Source organism: Litoribacter ruber (genome assembly GCF_018449405.1).
Classification (GTDB): domain Bacteria; phylum Bacteroidota; class Bacteroidia; order Cytophagales; family Cyclobacteriaceae; genus Litoribacter; species Litoribacter ruber.
Window position 1 is genome coordinate 1 of sequence record NZ_JAHCMY010000018.1, and the last position, 22541, is coordinate 22541.

At 42.1% G+C, this 22541-nt stretch carries 11 protein-coding genes; 9 read left to right on the plus strand and 2 right to left on the minus strand.

The window, feature by feature from the left end; translation table 11 throughout:
* Window positions 1–3620 (minus strand): MBG domain-containing protein (locus KI659_RS17020; protein ID WP_213946585.1); only part of this gene is annotated, 3620 nt, incomplete at its 3' end.
* Window positions 3621–4523: 903 nt separating this feature from the next.
* Here KI659_RS17020 and KI659_RS17025 point away from each other — a divergent pair.
* The gene (locus KI659_RS17025; RefSeq protein ID WP_246535458.1) at window positions 4524–5210 is read left to right on the plus strand and encodes a 2'-5' RNA ligase family protein; all 687 of its coding nucleotides are present in this window, start codon (window positions 4524–4526) and stop codon (window positions 5208–5210) included.
* Between the two features lie 2 nt (window positions 5211–5212).
* Here KI659_RS17025 and KI659_RS17030 read toward each other — a convergent pair whose 3' ends face one another.
* Window positions 5213–9235 (minus strand): hybrid sensor histidine kinase/response regulator transcription factor, encoded by a 4023-nt coding sequence (locus KI659_RS17030; protein WP_213946587.1) that lies wholly within the window; start codon window positions 9233–9235, stop codon window positions 5213–5215.
* A gap of 329 nt (window positions 9236–9564) precedes the next feature.
* Here KI659_RS17030 and KI659_RS17035 point away from each other — a divergent pair, with 329 nt between their 5' ends.
* From KI659_RS17035 to galE, 8 genes are all read left to right on the plus strand, one after another.
* Entirely contained in the window at window positions 9565–12624 is a 3060-nt protein-coding gene (locus tag KI659_RS17035; RefSeq protein WP_246535459.1) for a SusC/RagA family TonB-linked outer membrane protein, read from the plus strand.
* Window positions 12625–12635: 11 nt separating this feature from the next.
* Window positions 12636–14171 (plus strand): RagB/SusD family nutrient uptake outer membrane protein, encoded by a 1536-nt coding sequence (locus KI659_RS17040; RefSeq protein WP_213946588.1) that lies wholly within the window; start codon window positions 12636–12638, stop codon window positions 14169–14171.
* 83 nt (window positions 14172–14254) lie between these two features.
* Complete coding sequence (locus KI659_RS17045; protein ID WP_213946589.1) at window positions 14255–15310, plus strand: family 43 glycosylhydrolase; 1056 nt, start codon at window positions 14255–14257, stop codon at window positions 15308–15310.
* Window positions 15311–15320: 10 nt separating this feature from the next.
* Entirely contained in the window at window positions 15321–17360 is a 2040-nt protein-coding gene (locus tag KI659_RS17050) for a glycoside hydrolase family protein (RefSeq protein WP_213946590.1), read from the plus strand.
* 11 nt (window positions 17361–17371) lie between these two features.
* On the plus strand, window positions 17372–18517 hold the full coding sequence (locus KI659_RS17055) for a glycoside hydrolase family 172 protein (RefSeq protein WP_213946591.1): 1146 nt from the start codon (window positions 17372–17374) through the stop codon (window positions 18515–18517).
* Window positions 18518–18544: 27 nt separating this feature from the next.
* Window positions 18545–20395: a glycoside hydrolase family 2 protein gene (locus KI659_RS17060; protein ID WP_213946617.1), complete on the plus strand. Its 1851-nt coding sequence runs from the start codon at window positions 18545–18547 to the stop codon at window positions 20393–20395.
* Window positions 20392–21525 carry an aldose epimerase family protein gene (locus KI659_RS17065; RefSeq protein WP_213946592.1) on the plus strand — a complete coding sequence of 378 codons (1134 nt, stop codon included), beginning with the start codon at window positions 20392–20394 and terminating at the stop codon, window positions 21523–21525. The genes KI659_RS17060 and KI659_RS17065 overlap by 4 nt, the downstream gene beginning before the upstream one ends.
* Window positions 21522–22538, plus strand: coding sequence for a UDP-glucose 4-epimerase GalE (galE, locus tag KI659_RS17070; RefSeq protein ID WP_213946593.1), 1017 nt, complete (start codon window positions 21522–21524; stop codon window positions 22536–22538). The genes KI659_RS17065 and galE overlap by 4 nt, the downstream gene beginning before the upstream one ends.
* Window positions 22539–22541: the final 3 nt, after the last annotated feature.

Sequence of the window (22541 nt, forward strand, 5' to 3'; positions counted from 1 at the left end):
CCTACATTGGAACCTACCTTGGCATCCGTAGTAATTACCGGAACCTCTTCAGTTTGGGTGTCATCATTCACCAATCCAATATATTCAAAAGTCAGTTCAGGGTTTTCCTGTCCGTATACCTTTGACTTTTTATCGGCTTTGATGGTAAGGAGAGCTTTGGTGACTTCCAGCTTGGCATCCTCCAAAGTGATATCATAGTTCTTGTCTTTAGCATCTGCAAGCATGATGTCGTAAAAACCTACACTTGAACCTTTTTGGGCATCTGTGGAGATTACTGGCAGATCTTCAGTTTGGGTGTCATCATTCACCAATCCAATATATTGAAAAGTCAGTTCAGGGTTTTCCTGTCCGTATACCTTTGACTTTTTATCGGCTTTGATGGTAAGGGGAGCAGGGTTTATTTGGAGATATTCAGTTTCGTAATCAATTAGGTAATTGAAGTTGGAAAAGCCTGATGGAGTAATTATATACTTGTCCACATTTTCTCCAGGTTGCCTGTCGAACTTCAGGTTGCCTCCCATTGAATTTTCGCCGTCCTCAAATTGGAATCCTTCAAATGCTACTTGAAAGGTTGGGTCCGCTTCACCATAGATTTTGTTTGCCTTTAAGGCCCTTACTGTCAATTTTGATGGGGCTATACCCAACATGCCATTCTGGAATTGAATGGTATAATTGGTAGAGCTTACCCCTGATGGGGTTATGAGATACTTATTTACGTCCTCACCTTCATTCCTCTGGACAACAATACTTCCATCCAGATTATCCTCGGTTTCATCGTTCACAAAACCGGAATACGATGGGCTAAATTTAGGGTCGTTCTGTCCGTAGGTTTTTTCATACATCCCTACACTTATTGTTAGGGGGATAGGGAGCACTTTTATTTCTCCGTCCTCATAGGTGATGTCATAGTTTTCTAACCCAGTTCCTTCGGCGTTTTCCGCAATCAAGGGATAGGGAGAATTCTCCACCCCTGCTTTGGGATCCTGTCCAGAACTTCTTAACTTGATGGTTTGAATGTTGTCACCTTTCACTAAACCTTCCGCTTCATACTCTGTTCCTTCCAGTTCGAGAAGGCTCCCATAATTTTTTTCAAGTTGGAATGCCCTTATTGTTAAAGGTTTTGGTAATACCGATAATGTATTCTCCTTGCTTGCTGCAGGTAAATTTTTATCATCCCCGTTTTGGCTTGCAATGATTTTGGTGTTTCCGACTTTTAAAATTGTGGCTTTGTTACCACTAATTTCTAGGATACCACTCGTTTCAGCCGAGTAAGTTATAGGTAGTCCTCGATCTGTTTTTTCAGGTCCCAGATTTATTGTTCCAACACCGTAAGTGACAGGATCCAAAGTTGGAAACTCAATATGTTGTTCAAATTTGCTCATGGTGCTGAACCCCCAGGCTCCTGAATTGGCAGTAAAACCTTCGAATTCATTGCCATGCTCATCTTTGATCAGTCCCTTGCTTATATCAACAGAAATTTGGGTTGCCATAGGGAGATTTTCTGTCAACTGGATATCTAAGCGATTCCCGTAAATTTCGAACTTCTGAAAATCGTTACCTATTTCAAAGCTTTGAAGGATACTTTCCCCTTGGTAAAGGTTTAGGGTACCAGATTCCCCCAAAAATATATCCTCATCAAATTCCAAACTCAGGGTTGGCTGCAGTTCTACCTCGTTCATATTTTGGGTAGGGAATCTTTTTGTGATTTTTGGGGGATTCCTATCCAATACTTTAATGGTAAATTGTTGGTCTGTGCTTCCAGCTGAATTTGTTGCTGTCAAAACCACCGGATGTTCTCCGACATGCGATTTGTCTGGGGTACCGGTTAATACAGCACCTGTTTGCAGTCGGAATATTTTATTTGTACTATAGTTTGCATAGACTAAAGCTCCTGTGGAAGTAAGCGAGGCACTAATTGGAAAATCTGATGCTGATACGGATACTGTTTCAAATGATGAAAAATCTTTATTATATTTTCTTACCCCACCACCATATAAAGCTATATAGTATTCTCCCCTTTGACTAATTCTGATTGAGGCTGGGTTAGCAGGAAGTCCTGAGATTACAGTAATTGTTGTATTTCCATCATATTTCACAATATTTCTTCTACCCCATTCTGCGATCAAAAGATTTTGCTCATGGTCAAACTCAACCCCCCAAGGAGATTGGAAGCCATTATCGAGATATATTTCTTTCGATTTATCATTAATATTTATTTTATGAATAACATGACTTTGGTAAGATGCTGCATAGATATAGCCATCCAAATCCGTTAGTCCCATAGCGCCACCATTAATTGATGCAAATAATTCCTCTGGTGCATTAGGGTTATTTAAAGGAACTCTTGTAATCGATTGCGAGCTGTTATTATATCTTGGTATATATAAATATCCACCAGTAATGTGTAGTGCAAATACACTACCCGTCAATAAACCATCCTTCCAAATACTCGTAGTCCCATCTGGTTTAATTTGGTGAATTTTCCCCCCATTTGAATCGTAAGCATAAATATTACCGTTATCGTCTCCTGCCACGCTCATAATACTAGCATTAATAGGTAAATCACCTATTTGAACTGCTTTATTCTGACCCTCTGCATTAAACTCGAGCCATTCGGGTAAAGAACTAGGCGTTAATATCGTCTCTAAATCGCCCTCTTGGGTGGCAACTACACCATAGGTGTAGGGCTGGCCATACCCGATTTCGGTGATTGGTTCTGATGAAATTACAGGAGCTGCTGGCAGGGTAAAGGTAACCTGGTTCCCATAGCTTATGCCTGCCTCATTGATGGCATAACTTCTTAAATAGTAGGTTGATCCTGCATTCAAACCAGTGATGACCTGTGAAAAAGTGCCTGTAGCTGAACCAACCTGAACCTTGTTATGGGAAGTAGTCGGTTCTGCGGAAGTATGCCATACAAATCCTCTTTCTATAATGGGAGCTCCTCCATCATTGCTCACATTTCCTCCGAATCTGGCAGACGTTCCGGTAATTTCGGTAGGGCCTGAGGTACTGACTGTGGGTAAGCTGACAGAACTCATCGCTTGACCTACAATAAAATCATCTAACCAGTAATATAAAACCCCGGTGAATTGGATCGTGATCCTTTTTACCGTTAGGTCTTTGCTGATAATTTGAGTGTGATTTTCTATGTCAGACTGAACAGTTTCACCCTGAATTTCATGGTTATTTTTATCATAGAACCTCATGGTGACAAATGGGGGAGGATAGAATACCGGATCATAAATAGATTGGTTTTTCAACCAAAGCCCGTAAAATTTGAATGGCTGACCATCTTCTCTCTCAATAATAAGCGATTCAGTACCTCCTCCCTCTTTTCTTAAACTTGGACTGTTATAGTTTCCTCCTGAATTTTGGTTTGTGAGGTCACCATTAATTCCGCCATGAAACTTATATCTCACGCCACCGATATCAATCAATGCCTTAGTTTTCCATGGCCATCCATTCTCACTGGATAGCGTCGCAGGCTGATTAAAATCCCATGTATATCGCTCCTCAAGCTGTGGGGAATCAAAGGGTGAAGGATCCCTGTCGGAATACCCCCGATAGGGAACCAAGGTTATTAATAACACAAAAGTAAATAAGTAGAGTTTTTTCATATGTTATTCAAATAGATTAGAATTGGATTTTAAGGTTTTGTGTAGTTATATACTAGAATAGTTATATGTATAAATACCTGATTAGAGGTGTTTTACAGCTTAGTTGAATCAAATATAGATAAAGTGTAAAAGGCTTTTAATAAAAATGCATGTCTATACATACAAAGCATTTTTTTGTATTGAAACAATGATCTTTGAGTGATGAAAATTTATTTTGGGAGGACTGAAATTATTTGGTGTCTTAATTTATAATGAATTTAATAGCCTGAGATCAACAATTTATTGTGTTTATAAATTGTATAAAAAAAAGAGTGAAAAATAAAAATGTTGATGTTTGTAATTATTGGGTATTTCTAATATGATATTTATTGTGGGTTTGGTTATAAACTGCTATTAGATTGGAGGTTCTCGGGAAGTTTCAAGCAAAATAGTAAGAGAGAGTAGATAGTAGTAGGCGGGGTGGGTTAGGGATGAGGGTGTTTCAGGTTGCCCTTCATCGCGGCAGTTTCACGCCACGAGCGCAAAGAGAAAGCGCAAAGGGCGCAACGTTTACCACAGCTCCGTTAGGAGCGACCGGTCTTATAACCGCCGGTGGCAACCGGCGGGCAACAAACACCTATCACAGTCTAAGTCCCAGAGGGACGCACCATATAAGTTACTGGGTGATGGTTGGAAGACCATCAATGCGGTGGAATTCCATTAGGCCTTTAAACACCGTAGTTTATAAGGTTATTCGGCCTGCGGCCTGGTTTAAAGGTTTAGAAACGCGAAGCGGCGAGGAAGATGAGGCTTTTTTTTAGCTATAGCGAGCGTGTGGTAAAATGGTAGAGAATAGATTTCCCCATATTAGTTGGAGTTTCTTTTTTATATTAGTTACCCATTAGAGCATTTTTATTTATGAAAATGAAAAACATATACGATCAGATGTACTTGGAGACCTTACATAAAATTCAAGGAAACCAATATAAATTGGATAAGCAAATTAACGATCCGAGAGACTCGCGATATGGGTTATCATTGATTATAGAGCCAGATGCAGCTATCTGTTCCAACATCCTTCAATTTTTATCTGAATTAAAAACCATAGAGCCAAATCAATATATTTACCCTAGCTCAGATATCCATATCACCGTGTTGTCCATTATATCTTGCTATAGTGGGTTTAATACACGAGATGTACCCTTGGAAAAGTATATAGTTGCTGTGAAAAAGTCCCTCTCTGGTGTCCAATCCTTTTCAATTTCTTTTAAAGGGATTACGGCCTCCCCTTCAGGAGTGATGGTGCAGGGGTTTGTAGATAATGACTCGCTAACAAGATTAAGAGGGAATTTGAGAGAGGAATTTAGAAATAACGGGTTAGAAAACTCCATTGACAAGCGATATGAAATCCAGACGGCTCACACTACTGTGCTGAGATTCCAATACCCGCTCCAACAGAAGATAAAATTCTTAGCTGTTCTCAACCAATCAAGAGGAAAAGATTTTGGAGAAATGAAGGTAAATGAACTTCGTCTGGTAGGAAATGATTGGTACCACCGACGGGACAAGGTGGAGCTGCTTAGTATCTTTCCGCTTACTTCATTACTTTGAGTCTATCCGGCCCTTTGGTAATCCTTTGGTAATTCTCCAAATTGCTTGGCAAAGCACTTGCTGAAATAGGAGGGGGAATTGAACCCAACCATACTGCATACTTCTGAAATAGAATGTGATCCTTCCTGAAGGATAGCGGCCGCTTTTTTGAGCCTAACAAGCCTGATATATTCGTTGGGGGTTAGTTGGGAAATTCCCTTGATTTTACGGAGTAAACTGGATTGACTCATACTCATAGCTTCTGCAAGTTCGTTGACCCCAAAAAATTCTTGGGAAAGATTATCCAAAATTACCTGATTGATTCTTGTCAGAAATTGTTCATCGGCCTGGGTATGAGCTATGGTATCTGCCAGCACCAAGGGTGAACTGGCAAAGGATTGTCTGATCTGATCTCTGTAGTGCAGGAGGTTTTTTACCTGCAGAGCTAGATAGTCCATAGAAAACGGTTTTTCAATATAGACATCTGCACCCATCTCCAACCCTTCGATTTTGGATTGCAAGTTTTGCTTGGCAGTAAGTAGTATGACGGGGATATGACTGTATTCGACCTGACCTTTCACCGCTTTGCAAAGCTCAAAACCATTCATCAGGGGCATCATAATATCACTGATAAGCAGATCAATTGGCTTGGAATCAAGAACTTTTAATGCCTCCTGTCCATTGTCTGCCTTATAAACCACAAAATCCCCTTTAAGGTGGTTGTAAAGGAATGATTGTAATTCCTTATTGTCCTCTGCAATGAGAATGGCAGGCTTGCTTTGGTCTGTTTTTTCCGCTGGTTTGACCATTGATTCTTCAAGAACCGGTTGCAGTAAATTTTCCAAGAGAACCTCCTCCTCCAAGGCCATGGAAAACTGTTGTTTTACGGGTAAGGTGAGTACAAAACTGTTGCATTTATTCCCTTCGTCTATAATCAACTCGAGTTTGCCGTCGTGAAGTTCGGCCAAGGAACGGGCTAGCGGTAAGCCTAGGCCTGTCCCTTGGTTGCTATTTTTATCATTTTTATCTCTGATTTGATAGAACGGCTCAAAGATTTTCTCGGTTAACTGTTCTTCTATCAACTTTCCATCATTGAGGACAGTGACTTCCATCTCGTTACTTTTATTAGACCTCAAATGGATTTCAACGCGGCTTTCCGCATTTTTGAAGGCGTTGGAGAGTAAATTACTTATGATTTTGATAAATGCCTCTCTATCTACATCGGCAAAGGATTTTTCTTGATCGATCTTTAAATCAAAATTCAACTTTCTTTGAAGGGCATTTGATTTAAACCTAAAATGAATCTCAGAAAGCATGTAAGTAATGTCAGATTTAACGAAATTAAGGCTAAACACTTTTTGCTCGGTTTTTCTAAAATCTAAAAGTTGGTTGCTTAAAGTAATTAGACGGTTGGAATTCCTATCCATAATCATTAGGTTTTCCTGGATCTCAGCGGAAAAAGCCTGTTTTTCTTTAATAATTTCTTCCAATGGGCCTTTTATCAGCGTCAGCGGAGTCCTGATTTCATGAGTAATGTTGGTGAAAAACTCGATTTTGGCGTGGTAAATTTCTCTTTCTTTTTCATTTTCCAGTTCCTTAAGGCTTTCCTGATGTTTGAGGTGGATCTTTCGCCTGTAATTGCTGAAGAACCAGTAAGCCAAGCCTGCCAATAGCATTACATATAAAATATAAGCCCACCCCGTTTTATAAAATGGAGGGAGTATCTCGATTTGTAAAGAAGCTTCCGCAGTAGGGTTTGCTTCGGCAGTATGACTGGTTTTAACGCGAAATCTATATTTTCCCGGAGGAAGGTGGGAATAGTTGATTTCCTGATTTTGGTCTAAAGTCTGCCAAGATTTGTCAAAACCTTCGAGTTTGTAAGCATAAGACCAGGAGTCCATGCCCGTATAACCTAATGCTGCAAAAGAAAACCCTAAGGAGTTTTGGTCATGATTTAATTTGAGGATATTAGTTTTAGTGACAGATTTATTGAGTGGTGAATCTGCTTCTCCGATTGGAATGTTTTTGTTAAAAAGCTTTATGCCTGTCAATACTACTGGGGGATTAAATTTTTTTTCTGTAAAGGTTTTAGGATTGAAAGCAATAAATCCGTTGAGTGAACCAAAGTATAGGGTGCCATCTTTTGCTTTAAGCCCTGATTTATAATTGAATTGATCTGATAATAAACCGGTAGATTTATGAAAGACTTTGAAGGATTTGGATGTTGGTTCAAATTGTACTAATCCATTGCTGGTACTCAGCCAAAGTTGCTGCAGGTCGTCTTCTAAAATTTTGTAAATTACTTGGCTTGGCAATCCTTCCTCCAACCCATAAGTTTCAAAATCGTCAGATTTTGACCTAAATTTGGCTAGTCCGCCCCCTTCTGTACCAACCCAAAGTTGCCCTTGATGATCCAGTTTAAGGCTTAAAACTGAATTGTGAGGTAAAGAATTTGCGTTATTTTTTTCATGCCAGTAAGTTTGGATGGATTTCGTAGTCGGGTCAAGTTTGATGAGACCATGATTTGTGGTGGCAAACCATAACTGACCCATAGAATCTTCTAAAATATCCAGGGTAAAGGGGATGCCGATTTCTTCTACAAAGTCAAATGTCAATGTGGCTTCATCTACTCTATAGACTCCACTGATTGTCCCAATCCAAATCTGGCTTTTACTGTCCTTATAAATGGAAAAAATATCACTATCATATAGTGGGTTTTGGATTTTCGATTGGTTAACTTTTTGAACCTCAAGTGTGTTGAGGTCCAGCAAGTCTAATCTGAGGTCCATACTATGGCTACTTATCCATAACTTGTTGTTATGGTTCATTAATCCATGGATATTGTGATAGCTTAATTGGCGGTTGCCATTACCATAGCTGAAATGTGTGACTTTCTTAGTTTTTGGATTGAATTTGTTTAGCCCGGCATCTTCTGTACCGATCCAAATGTTGCCTTCTTCATCTTCTACCATTTCCCGCACACGTCTTCCGCTGATGGAATTTTTATTACTTATAGGATAGTATTTTTCAAATTGCTTGGTGTTATCGGGGAGGTAGTTGATCCCTCCAAAGTAGGTACCAATCCAAATACCTCCTTCTTTATCTTCATATATAGAATAGGTAGCATTGTCCGAAATAGAATAGGAGTCATTGGCATCCTGTTGAATATGTTGATAATCTCCCTGCAAGGGATCGTATTTAAATATACCAAGTTCAGTGCATATCCAAAGTTGGTTTCTGCTGTCTCGAAGGATATCTCTAATCAGTAGAGGATTCTGGTCGTGGTCCCTTACCAATACATCCTCCATTTTTCTAGTTGCCTTATTTAACCGCTTTAAACCTCCGTTTTTTGTTCCGATGAGAAGTTCTTTTCCATAATCGTAAAGGTCAAAAATCAAATCTTGTTTAAGCGCTTGGTTTTGGTCCCAATACACCTCAAAAGTTTCATTGGCGGGTATATATTTTTGAACTCCACTGCCTAAAATCCCTACCCATACTGTTCCTTGCTGGTCAATTGTCAGAGAGGAGATGGATCCAGATGCTAAGCTTCCGGGATTATCTGGATGGTGGTAAAGGTAAGTTAATTTACCGGATGGCTGATGGAAGCGAAAAAGCCCTTGGGTACTGGAGCCCATCCAAATATTCCCATAATGGTCTTCTTCAATAGCCAGAATTGGGCCAGTTACCGTGTGTCCATTTTCATCTTTAATATCAAAAGGAGTAAAGCTTTCTTTTTCCGGGTCGTAAATATAAAGCCCCTCAGCAGTGCCCACCCATAGTCTTTGGGCATTATCTTCAAAGAGAGAAAGAATGGTGCTATTACCTAGGGAATTAGTGGTCTTTGGGTCATGTTTGAACACCTTGAATCTACTCCCATCGAATCGGTTGAGACCATCTTTGGTACCAAACCACATAAATCCCTGGTTGTCCTGCAATATTGAATAAACAGTTTGATGGCTGAGTCCCTCTGTTACCCCAATACTTTTAAAGTAATAGGTCTCCTTTGAAGCCTCCAAGTAGTAGGAGATGCTTAAAAAAAAGAGCAAATGGAGAAAGAATAAATTGAGTTGCCTCATGCAGGATTATGTATTAAGCTCTACCAAAGATCAAAAGAAATTGATACTATTTCCAATAGGAACCGGAAATAAATGATAATTCCTCTTCAAAACTAGTATAAAAGCTTCATGAAGGGTGTTTAGAAGGAAATGTTTCATAGAATGAAGGATTTGTTCTAAGCAATCGATTGCAATAAGTCCTAGCTTACGACATGTATTCTAGGGTTATGCGAAAGTTTTATACGCTAAAGGTATTGAACATTCCAATTAAGCTAAAGAACCTCACGATTACTTTATTAACAAAACCCAATTTACTTACTATGAAAACAAATTTACTAAGGGCAGTAGGTCTGATCCTACTGTTCAGCTGTAGCATGATGGGGGCAGCCTTTGCCCAATCAGGTCATGTGGTGACAGGGCAGGTAGTGGATAAATCCGGGCAAGAGCCCATTCCCGGAGTTACTATCCTAGAAAAGGGCACTTCCAATGGAGCAGTAACAGACATGGATGGTAATTATTCCATCAATGTAAATTCTGAAAACGCCACGCTCATATTTACATTCCTTCAAATGACCACCATGGAAATCGTTGTGGGTGGGAGAACTACCTTAAATGTGGAAATGGAGGAGAACGTGGATGAGTTAGACGAGTTTGTGGTCATAGGTTATCAAACTGTAAGGAAAAAAGATCTCACTGGTGCAACGGCTGTGGTAGGAACAGAAAATACCCGAGCTGTAACCGCCAATTCTATTGGTGAATCACTACAAGGTCTTGCTCCAGGTGTCACGGTACGTAATCCAGGCGGCCCGGGCCAAGATGCCCAAGTAGAGATCAGAGGGGTTGCCAGCTTTATTAATGCCAATCCTTTATACGTGATTGATGGTATGATTGCCGATGCTAATGTTACTATCAACCCAAATGATGTAGAATCAATTCAGATTTTAAAAGATGCCTCGGCAGCAGCTATTTATGGTTCGAGAGCAGCGAATGGGGTAATTATTGTCACTACAAAGCAAGGGAGAGAAGGGCCAGCCAGAGTTTCGGCAACTGCTAAATTCGGTATTCAACAATTGCCGCGAGGGTATGATATGATGAATAGTACCCAGTTTGCCGAAACCCAGAGGAGACAATTCTTAAATTCCGGGCTTACCCCACCTACAAGTGTAACTGATAATTTTGACCCTAATATTAATACTAATTGGTATGATGAAAGTACCAGACTAGGTAATGTTCAAGATTATAATGTGTCAATTTCTGGAGGATCTCAATCCAGTACTTATTTGATTTCAGGAAGCTACTTTAAAAACAGTGGTGAGCTCATAGGAAATGATTTTGAAAGAGCTGCTTTAAGAATTAACTCTAGAACAACTAAAGGTAGGGTTACATTTGGTGAGAACATCGTTTTAACAAACTCTGTTCGTAATTCTCCTGGGATGGGAAATCCGTTCTATGATGCTTATGTCAACCTTCCCATAATACCGGTGCAAAATTCCAGATACATCACTAGTTCAAATCCCGATGGTTGGGGTATAGGTACACCAGATGCTGTGACCTATGCAAATAACCCTGTGGCTTTAAATGCTATAAATTCCTACAGACAGGAGTTTGCCAAAATTGTAGGTAATGCTTTTTTGGATGTGGAAATTGCAAATTGGTTAACCTATAGATTTAATGCAGGTCTTGAAACAAGCTTTGATCATAATCAAAGATTGAGAAGGGCTGGAGAGTGGCATTTCAATCAACCTGCTGCTCCGACAAATGTTATTGAAGACCGGTCCCGATATTCAAGTATCCTACTAGAACACACCTTAAACTTCCAGAAAGAAATTGGACGCCATAATATTAATGGAGTGGTAGGGTATTCTGAACAACACACAAATAGAAATGTGCTTTTGGGAAGCAGAACAGACCTTCAATCTTTTGGAGGGAGATATATGGAAACCATCGGGTCTGCTACGGGTGAGCCGTTTGCTGATGGTTATATTCCCGTAGATTTTTCTATAGCTGGCTATTTGGGTAGGGTCAATTACACCTTTGATGACAAATACCTGTTGACTTTTACTGGTCGATATGATTCAGATTCTCGCTTTGGTGCTGACCAAAGATCCAGATTTTTCCCTTCAATTGCTGCTGGCTGGAGAATCAGTGATGAGGCCTTTTTTGCTTCCAATTTTGTAACCGACTTAAAGCTAAGAGGCTCCTATGGTGAACTAGGAATTGTAACGGTGGGGTCTTGGGACCACATAGGTTTTCTAAACATGAACCCCAGGGCAATCTTCGGTCCTGATCAGAGCCCATACGTGGGAGCCACCCAGGCTAGATTGGCAAATCCTGATTTGGGTTGGGAGAGGAGAATAAGCCAAAATTATGGATTTGATGCCAGTTTCTTGGATGGAAGAATTTCATTGTCTGCCGAATATTATAATTCCTTGTCGCAGGACGTATTGGTGAATTTGCCGGTGGCTTTTTACCTAGGCAACTTAGGAGGAGAACCAGCCGTAAATGCTGCCTCTATTAGAAATAGAGGTTTGGAAATTGAAGCGGCCTACCGAAAACTTGGTGGAGCTTTTAATTGGGATATTTCTGCAAACCTAACCACGATAAATAATCGCGTAGAAGATGTTGGAAACCTTGGAGAAGGGATCAATTACATCCAAACCGGTATCACCAGAACTCAAATTGGTAGATCTATTGGGGAGTGGTATGTTTTGAAAACCGATGGAATATTCCAAAGTCAAGAGGAAGTCAACAATCACCGTGGCCCCGATGGACAGCTCATCCAGCCACATGCCAGACCGGGTGATGTTCGATTTTTGGATATTAACGGCGATGGTCAAATTAACCAAGAGGATAGAACATTTGTAGGCTCTCCATGGCCAACTCTTCAGGCAGGCTCGCAGTTCAATGCTTCCTATGGCAGGTTCACTTTAAATCTGCAGCTAATGGGTGTGTTTGGCTACTCAGTCATGAACGGTGTGCGAAGAGAAATTGATAGCTATCAAAATACCAACTTCCGCTCAGATATTAGTCCTTGGACACCAGAAAACACCAACACTTCGGATCCAAGATTGGGGATTTCAGTAGGAGATCCTGGTTTGATTGATAACGCTCGTCTAGAGTCGGACAGATGGTTGGAAGATGCTTCATATGTTAGGCTTCGTAATGTGGAACTAGGCTACCGTCTTGCCCCGCAAGTAAGTGAAAGATGGGGGATACAAAATGCGAGAGTATTTGTGAGTGGTCAAAATTTATTAACCTTCACCCGGTATAGTGGACCAGACCCAGATGTAGTTGGGAATGGAATTTTGGAAAGAGGGTTTGATATGGGGAATTGGCCAGCCAATAAAATCTTCTCTGTAGGTTTTCAGTGTGAATTTTAATTGACTTAAAAATGAAAAATACTATAAAATATATAGCCATTTCCCTTACTGCAGCAACAATACTAAGCTGTAACCCGGATTTGGACAAAACAAACCCTAATCAACCTACTGTTGAGGTATATTGGAATAATGCTACTGATGCTGAGCAAGGTGTAAACGCTATCTACAGTACATTTGCAAGAGGTGGTTTTTCCAGATGGATGCCCCTACTATTTATCACCCGGTCTGATGAAGGCTACAGCGGTAGTCCGTGGTCAGACTTAGCAAATGCGATGGGTGAATTTATTCAACCTGATTATAACTTCGGTCCAGTGGTGGATGTTTGGCAGGATAACTACATAGGCATATTCAGGGCAAACCAAGTGTTGGATAATGTTCCTCAGATTGAGATGGACGAAACCCTGAAAGCCAGACTTTTGGGGGAGGCTCAATTTTTAAGAGGATATTTCTATTATAATTTAGCTCTTTTGTGGGGTAATGTTCCATTAATGTTGGAAACTTCCACTCCAACAGACTTACCACCGACTACACAGTTGCCACAAGTGTGGGAGCAGGTAGAAAGAGACCTTATTGCTGCCGTACAGGGATTGCCAGCTCAATATGCTGCCAGCAGTGATTTGGGAAGAGTCACTCAAGGTGCTGCTAGAGCACTCTTGGCCAAAGCATATATGCAGCAAGGTAGATTTGACCTTGCAGAGGCACAATTGCAATGGCTCGTTACTGGTGAAGGAGCAGGAATTTATGATCTGGCTCCAGGTTATAGAGACAATTTTTTAATTCACACGGAAAATAACATGGAGTCTGTTTTTGAATGGCAGTTTGCTGTGAATCCTACAGAAGTGACAGATAACGATGTTGATACGCCTAACCATAATTATGGGTCCTCCATACCTCAGTTTCTAGCGCCTCCAGGTATTGGCTGGTCTGATGCAGAAGCACGCACTTGGGTTATAAATGAGTTCCTTTCAGAGCAGACTGAAAATGGGGAGAGGGATCCACGATTGTCTGTCAGTCTTCTTTACCCCTTTACGGATGAAAGAGGTCCGGATTATACCATGATTTATGGCCAGACATTCACTCAACGGTATGGAAACTCCAACCAAAACAGGGCCTGGTTTAGAAAATTCCTCAATGACCATTGGAAAGATGATGAAGGTTACCGATCTCCAAACAATTATCGATTCATTCGGTACGCCGATGTATTATTGATGTATGCAGAAACACTTAATGAACTGGGAAGGACTTCTGAGGCCTATGTCCATGTGGATAGAGTAAGACAAAGAGTGGGGATGGCACCATTAAGCGAGGTTAGGCCTGGTCTTGGGCAACCTCAGTTCTTGGAGCAAATAAAACATGAACGCTTGGTGGAATTATTTGGTGAGGGTCATAGATGGGCTGATTTGTTACGATGGGGCGATCTGAACAGAGGCTTAGAGTCTAGAGATCCCGGATTTAGAAATTTTGTGGAAGGACAACATGAATTGTTACCAATTCCACAACGAGATCTGGATATTAACCCTAACCTACAGCAGAATCCTCGCTGGTAGAAGAAAATATTTTTTCAACTGCGTAATTATTTTGGGTTAGAGCGGGGATGGGGGCACCCATTCCTGCTTCTTTAAAACACATTATGAAATTCAGCCAACTATTATATAGCTTATCCTTAGGATTCCTACTAGTGTCCTGTCAGGAAAATTCTCCAGAAAATATCCCTCAGGCACCTGACTCCACCGTGCCCACATATTCAAATCCTGTTTTTACACCTGTGCTTGCAGATCCTACTGTAGTGAAAAGTGGCGGGTTTTTCTATGCTTATGGCACAGAGGACAATTGGGGAAATGAAGGTGGACATCGGCTAGTACCTATTGTGAGGTCAGCGGACCTGGTTAATTGGGAGTTTGTAAACAATGCTTTTCAAGTCAAACCTTCGTGGAAAGCAGAAGGGGGAATATGGGCCCCTGATGTGACCAAGGTTGGAAACCAATTTCACATGTATTATTCTGTGTCTACTTGGGGAGACCCTAACCCAGGAATTGGGTTGGCCACATCCCCCACACCAGAAGGCCCATTTACAGATGAAGGAAAGGTATTCTTGTCACAAGAAATCGGAGTTGAAAATTCCATTGATCCTTTTTTTATTCAAGAAGATGGGAAAAACTACCTTTTCTGGGGAAGCTTTCATGGTATTTATGTAGTAGAGCTTGCGGAAGATGGCAAAATGGTAATTGGTGATAAAAAGAGAGTTGGGCATACCCACCTTGAAGCCCCTTATGTGTATAAGAAAAACGGTGAATATTTCTTTTTTGGTTCTGAAGGGTCTTGCTGTGAGGGAGCCAACAGTACCTACCAAGTAAGGGTGGGTAGGTCGGAATCCCTGTTGGGGCCGTTTCTTGATAAGCAGGGAAATGACTTAGCGACTGGGATTTATGGGGAGATCATTTTAAGTACAAATGATGTGGCATATGGATTTGCAGGGCCAGGTCATAATGCTGATGTTGTTTTAGATGATGAAGGTACGGAGTGGTTGCTCTATCATGCAATACCGAAAAATAACCCACGTCTCAACAATGGCACAAACAGAAGGCCTTTAATGCTAGACAGGCTGGTGTGGGAAGAAGGCTGGCCAACCATCAGAAACCAACAGCCAAGTGTATCGTCTCAACCAGCACCTGTCTTTAATCCTTAATTCCTTAATCATGAAAAATATTTGGATGACTTTGGCTATGGTGTTTTGGGCAGCAGTGTCTGTAGCCCAGGAACTAGAGCAACTTGTGAAAGAAAATCATTCCTTTACCTTATATCTGAAAAAACCTGGGAACCCAGCAGTTGCACATCCCTTATCCCTTCATGAGAACGGAACTACTTTTCAGGCCCAAGAAAAACTTCCTCTTTCAGTATCAATGGAGCTGCAGGAGAGAAATGGTGAATTTGTTATAAAATTCAATTTAAAAGCAGAGGAAGAAGTTTATTTTAATTTCCATGGTGAGCTTGGGCTAGAGGGTTTGAGTTTTGAATCTGCTCAAATGTTGTTACCTGGATTTTGGTACCGTAAAAACCAGCGCTCACCTGAACGTGCTCCATCGGTAAAAACCAGCAACGACTGGTTGGTGAGAGAGGACAGGTTAAGTACGCCGATGACGGCATTGTATGATCAGGAGGCCAAAAAAGGTTTTAGTCTCATTCGGATGGATGTGCCCACTGACATCGCCTTAGCCACTCATCAGTCCGGCGAAGTTATTTTAAGCGGCTTGACAAATTTGGGATCGCTGGGTTTCGGTGAAAAAAACGATATACCTTTCCTGTCTTTCGCATTTCCTTATGCCGAAGCCCCACACAGCTATTATCGAAAACTCACTCTAGGTGACCCTGTCCAAAGTTTCCTCCGTTTAGATGGAGGCGAAAGCATTTCCTTTAGGTACTTGCTTTTCACATCCCAAAATGAAGATTTCTCAGATTTTGTTGCGCACAATTGGACCATGGGCTACGATAAAATGCAGCCAACTCCCCTTGATGAGCAACAGTTTACAGATCATGAAATTAAGTCCACTCTAACTGAGTTTTTCAAATCCTCTTATATGGAGACCCAGGGGTTGAAAGGTTTTTCGGGAGTCCATCTGGAAACGGCTACCTGCGAAGTGGTGGAAATTTATGAGGTGGGCTTTATCGGTAGAATTCTGCTCAATGCCTTTAACGCCCTGGAGTTTGGAGAGGCCCATGGGGATGAGGAGTTGGTGCGAATGGCGAGAAATATCATGGACAGTTATGCAGCAAATGGCTTTACCCAAAATGGATTGATTCGAGAGATGGTGGATTTTAGAGGAGAGGGGAATGAACCCGCTGTATATTCCATCCGACGGCAATCCGAGGGTATTTATGCTTTGTTGCATTATTTTAATTATGAAAAGGCAATGGGCAGAAACCATCCCGAATATGAAAAGAAAATCCAAAACCTATTAGACACCCTCCTTTCGGTGCAACAAGCCGATGGAAGCTTCCCCCGCAAGTTTGACGAGGACCTTCAGGTCATAGATGAAACTGGCGGGAGCTCTCCTTCAGCTGTTGCACCATTGGTAATGGCCTACCATTATTTTGGAGATAAGAAATATTTGGCTGCTGCCAAAAAGGTAGGGGAATATCAGGAAAGGGAAATCATTTCGAAGTCAGATTATTTTTCCTCTACACTGGATGCGGATTGCGAGGACAAGGAAGCTGCATTGTATGCTTCGACAGCCATGTACTATTTAGCATTGGTCAGCAAAGGGAAAGAAAGAAAGCATTACGTGAGCTTGGCTGAAAAAGCAGCTTACTTTACTCTTTCTTGGTATTACACTTGGGATGTTCCATTTGCCCAAGGCCAGATGCTTGGAGATATCGGTTTCAAGAGTAGGGGATGGGGTAACGTATCAGTTGAGAACAACCACATCGACGTGTTTATTTTTGAGTTTGCCGAAGTTTTGCGTTGGCTTTCAAGTGAGACAGGAGAGGAGAGGTTTAGGACTTTTGGTGAAGTTATTCGCTCCTCGATGAGAGAGCAACTGCTGCCTACACCGGGCAACATGATGGGAATTGCAAAGGTGGGTTATTATCCTGAAGTGGTGCAGCATACCGCTTGGGATTATGGTAAAAACGGGAAGGGTTACTACAATGATCTTTTTGCACCTGGATGGACTGTGGCTTCCCTTTGGGAGCTACTGAGCGATGACCGCACAGCCAAATTCTTCCAGACTAAAAAATAAAATATACCATTATGAAAAAGATATTAGCGTTTTTGATTTGCCTAATTACCATACAAAGTAACCTGGTTGGCCAGGAGAAATTTAATGGGCTTGAGGTAAATATGGGAAACCTATATAGATTATCCAATGCCAAAACAAGGTCAATTAGTCCCGAAAATCCAACTGGAGAACCGGGAAAAGGGGCAATGGCAAAACTAGAAGAGGGTGTGCATGGTCACCAGGCTCGGGAGTTGGGTGTGGGATGGAAAGTTAATCCCTTTGAATGGATTGAAGCAGGGGAAACCCACACTTTAGCAGAAATAGAGGGTTCGGGAGCCATTCAGCATATCTGGATGACGCCTACTGGGGATTGTAGGTTTACTATCCTTAGGATTTACTGGGACGATGAAAAGGAACCCTCTGTAGAGGTTCCTGTAGGAGATTTCTTCGGAATGGGCTGGGGAGAGTATGCCCACCTTAACTCTCTTCCTATTCAAGTCAATCCCGGAAGTTCATTCAATTCTTTTTGGGTAATGCCTTTCAGAAGAAAATGTAGGATAACCATGGAGAACTTGGGGGCCGAAAGAATGAATGTCTTTTACCAAATCACCTATACAGAAACAGAGGTGCCGGATGATGCGGCATACTTCCACGCACAGTTCAGGAGAAGCAATCCAACAGAGGGCTCACTTCATACACTTGTAGACGGTATTAAGGGTAAGGGACACTTTGTAGGGACCTATATGGCTTGGCAGGTAAACAACAGAGGCTGGTGGGGAGAAGGGGAAGTCAAGTTCTACATGGACGGTGACAAAGAATTCCCAACCATTGCTGGCACTGGTACAGAGGATTACTTCTTGGGCTCTTATAATTTCGAGAATAAAAAAACAAAACAGTATGAGGAATATACTACCCCTTACGCTGGAATGCACCAAGTAATTCGACCAGATGGCTTATATGATTCACAGCAAAGGTTTGGGATGTATAGATGGCATATCCAAGACCCCATTCGTTTTGAAAAAGATTTAAAGGTCACTGTACAGGACTTGGGATGGAGAAGCGACCATCGCTACCTGCCGCAGAAATCCGATATTAGTTCTGTAGTATATTGGTATCAGACAGAACCTCATGCTCCTTTTCCTAAACTTCCCTCTAAAAACGATTTAGAGGTAAATTAGAATTGAATAATAAAACAACCCAAGATGATGAAGAAAATTATACTTTCTGCAGCTTTGGCTATAGGTGGCTTTGGCCTATTTGCGCAAGGAAATTCCGAAGCAGAGATTAGGTCTATGGATACACCTTGGACCAATCAGGTGGATGAACAGCCCCACGGGGAGTATCCCCGCCCCCAAATGTCCCGTGAAAATTGGGTCAACCTCAATGGGCAGTGGGATTACGCAATCAAGCCAAAAGGGGAAAGTGTTCCCTCAAGCTTTGATGGTAAAATCCTGGTACCTTTTGCTGTGGAGTCAAAGCTTTCAGGAGTTGGGAAAAATGTAGGTGAAGATAATGAACTCTGGTATAGGCGTTCATTTAATGTCGAACCGGAACAGCGGAAGGAAAGGCTCTTGATGCATTTCGGAGCTGTGGACTGGGAAGCAGAGGTGTTTGTCAATGGCCAATCAGCCGGCACTCACAGGGGAGGATATGATCCATTCTATTTCGATATCACTGATTTGCTAAACGAGACCTCAAACCAGGAAGTGGTGGTTCGGGTTTGGGATCCTTCGGACGATGGGCCTCAGCCAAGAGGAAAGCAGGTCAAAAAGCCCAATAGCATTTGGTACACTCCTGTGACGGGTATCTGGCAAACAGTATGGTTGGAGCAGGTACCTAACAGCTATATAGCTGAAATTAAAAACACCCCAGAATTTGACCAAAATTCCATTAAAGTTTCTACCCGAGTCGAAGGGGCAAAGGAAGGTTTTCAAGTAGCGGTCCGACTGCTTGATGAAGGTCAGGAAGTGGCTTCCCGTACCATTTCTGCTAATGAGGCAGAGGTTACCTTGGAGGTGTCCAACCCTAAGCATTGGTCTCCCGAAAATCCATTTCTCTATGATATTGAAGTAAGGCTTCGAAGAGGAAATGAGGAGGTAGACAGGGTGGACAGTTACTCTGCCCTCCGGAAAATCAGTATGGAAGCAGATACAGACGGCATTCAAAGGATGATGCTCAATAACGAGTTTGTTTTCCAATACGGCCCGCTTGACCAGGGCTGGTGGCCGGATGGGCTTTATACTGCCCCCAATGAAAAAGCCATGCTTTTCGATATCATCAAAACTCAAGAGATGGGTTTCAATATGATCCGCAAGCATGTAAAGGTGGAGCCTGCCAGGTGGTATTACCATTGCGACAAAATGGGGATGTTGGTGTGGCAAGATATGCCTAATGGCGACCATGGAAACAAGTGGGAGCCGCGGCCAGGGATAACTGGTGTGGGAACTGAAAAAGAAAGAACTTCGGAATCGGAAGAAATCTTCCGCACAGAATGGAAAGCAATAATGGACGCCAATTATAACTTCCCTTCCATAGTGGTATGGGTGCCATTCAATGAGGCTTGGGGCCAGTTCAAGACCATGGAAATCACCGAGTGGACACAAGCCTATGACCCAACCAGACTGGTCAACAGTGCCAGTGGAGGCAACTTTATCATGGAAGGCACCAAGATTACAGGAGACATGATAGACTTGCACAATTATCCGGATGCAGCTATGCCAGAGGCGTCCATTTTCGGGAAAGACCAAATTCTGGTTTTAGGTGAATTTGGGGGATTGGGATTGCCGGTTGAAGGTCATACCTGGCAGGATAAGGATAACTGGGGTTATCAAAGTTTTGAAAACAAGGAGGAGCTGATGGAAAGATACCGCAAGTTGATAGATGCCTTACTTCCGTTGATTAGGGACGGTCTATCTGCAGCTGTTTATACACAGACTACCGATGTGGAAATTGAGGTGAATGGGTTGATGACATATGATCGGGAAATCATCAAGCTTGATGAGCACTTGCTTAAGGAACTTCACCAAAAACTTTACGAAATATCTATTGAGCCATGAGAAGCAGCAAGAGAATGATTGCCTTAGTCTGTGCAGGAGCCATGAGTACCTGGCTTTCCTGCACAGCGGATAAGCAACAAGACGAAGATACATTCAACACTCAAATCAACGGAAAAGAAGTGAACCTTTACCATTTGCGCAACAACCATGGTATGGAAATGAGTGTCACCAACTATGGTGGCAGAGTGGTCAAGTTGGTGGTGCCCAACAAAGATGGGCAGCTGGAAGATGTGGTGTTGGGTTTTGATTCAGTGCAGGAGTACAGGGAAAGCTCGGAGGCCTATTTTGGTGCAGCCATCGGCCGCTATGGCAACAGGATTGCCAATGGGCGCTTTACTTTGGATGGTGAAGAATATGAGCTGGCCCGCAACAATGGCCCAAATGCATTGCATGGAGGGCCGGGAGGTTTCCACAATGTGGTTTGGGAAGTAGTTGAATTTGACGATCAGCGCATTGTCTTACAGTATATTTCAGCAGATTGGGAGGAAGGTTACCCTGGCAGGCTGGAGGTGCAAATGAGTTACCATTTGACCGATGATAATGAATTTCGAATAGATTATAAAGCAAACACTGACCGAAAAACCGTGGTCAACCTGACACACCATTCTTTCTTTAATCTAAATGGGGCAGGCAAGGCTGATGTGCGGGACCACGTGTTGCAGCTAAATGCCAGTGCTTTTACACCTGTCGACAGCGTTTTGATTCCCTATGGGGAAATCCGCGCGGTAGCAGGGACGCCATTTGATTTTACCAAAGCTACAGCCATCGGCGGAAGGATTGACCAAGACCATGAGCAGCTGCAATTTGGAGGTGGCTATGACCATAACTTTGTTCTCGACAAAGAAGAGGTAGGAGCCATGACCTTAGCAGCAACCGTATTCGCTCCTCAAACTGGGATTAAAATGGAAGTTTTCACCACCGAACCCGGGATTCAGTTTTACAGTGGCAATTTCCTAGACGGTAGCGTAAGTGGAAAGGACGGAAGAACCTATGGGTATAGAGGGGCTTTTTGCCTGGAAACCCAGCACTTTCCTGATTCCCCCAACCAGCCAAATTTTCCCAGTACGGAGTTGGAGTCTGGAGATACTTATACTCAAACTAGTATTTATAAATTTTCTGTCCAGAAATGAATAACAAAACTCCAACCAGCATTTTGATCACCGGTGGAGCCGGATATATAGGGTCGCATACCTGCCGGATTTTGTCAAAGAAGGGGCTCAATTTAGTAGTTTTGGATAATTTGGAATATGGGCACCGGGATGCTTTGGAGGTAAGTGAGAACCTGCATTTCTATCAAGGCAGCGTAGGCAATGAGAGTTTGCTTAAGAAAATCTTCATCAATCATAAAATTGAAGCAGTAGTACATTTTGCAGCCTATACCTATGTAGGGGAATCTGTTGCCCAGCCGGAAAAATATTATGAAAACAATATTTTACAGCCCATGACCTTGTTGAGGGTAATGAAATCTTTTGGGTGCGTGAACATCATCTTCTCCAGTACTTGTGCTACGTATGGTAATCCCCACTATTTACCCCTTGATGAAAATCACCCCCAACATCCGGTGAGTCCATATGGAAAAAGCAAATACTTCCTTGAACAGATTATTAGGGATTATAGTAAGGCCTATGGTTTCCGATATGTCTTTTTAAGATATTTTAATGCTTCCGGTGCCGCCATGGATGGAAGTATAGGGGAGGATCACGACCCTGAGACTCATTTAATACCATTGCTACTCAAAACAGCCAAGGGGGAAAGTGGGCCTTTAAAAATTTTTGGGAATGATTATGAGACTCCAGATGGAACCTGTCTCCGAGACTATATTCATGTGGAAGATTTGGCTGAAGCACATTTTCTTGCACTTAGCTACCTGCAGCAAAGGAAAGCTTCCAATGCCTTCAATCTGGGAACAGGTAAAGGATATTCTGTAATGGAGGTGATTCATGAAGTGGAGAATGTCACCAATCGGAAAGTGCCCTTTGAGATAGTTCCCCGTCGTGAAGGCGACGCAACTTCTTTGGTAGCCCAGGCAAGTTTGGCAAAATCACAATTGGGTTGGGAGGCCAAGCACAAAAGTCTTTATTCAATAGTGGAAAGTGCTTGGAAATGGGAAAATGGTCCTTCAAATGGAAAGTATAACAACTAAAAT

Coding starts and splice junctions, on each gene's coding strand:
- KI659_RS17040 (WP_213946588.1), top strand. CDS start 12,636: ATGAAAAATACTATAAAATATATAGCCATTTCCCTTACTGCAGCAACA.
- KI659_RS17055 (WP_213946591.1), top strand. CDS start 17,372: ATGAAAAAGATATTAGCGTTTTTGATTTGCCTAATTACCATACAAAGT.
- KI659_RS17065 (WP_213946592.1), top strand. CDS start 20,392: ATGAGAAGCAGCAAGAGAATGATTGCCTTAGTCTGTGCAGGAGCCATG.
- KI659_RS17060 (WP_213946617.1), top strand. CDS start 18,545: ATGAAGAAAATTATACTTTCTGCAGCTTTGGCTATAGGTGGCTTTGGC.
- KI659_RS17035 (WP_246535459.1), top strand. CDS start 9,565: ATGAAAACAAATTTACTAAGGGCAGTAGGTCTGATCCTACTGTTCAGC.
- KI659_RS17045 (WP_213946589.1), top strand. CDS start 14,255: ATGAAATTCAGCCAACTATTATATAGCTTATCCTTAGGATTCCTACTA.
- KI659_RS17050 (WP_213946590.1), top strand. CDS start 15,321: ATGAAAAATATTTGGATGACTTTGGCTATGGTGTTTTGGGCAGCAGTG.
- KI659_RS17025 (WP_246535458.1), top strand. CDS start 4,524: ATGAAAAACATATACGATCAGATGTACTTGGAGACCTTACATAAAATT.
- galE (WP_213946593.1), top strand. CDS start 21,522: ATGAATAACAAAACTCCAACCAGCATTTTGATCACCGGTGGAGCCGGA.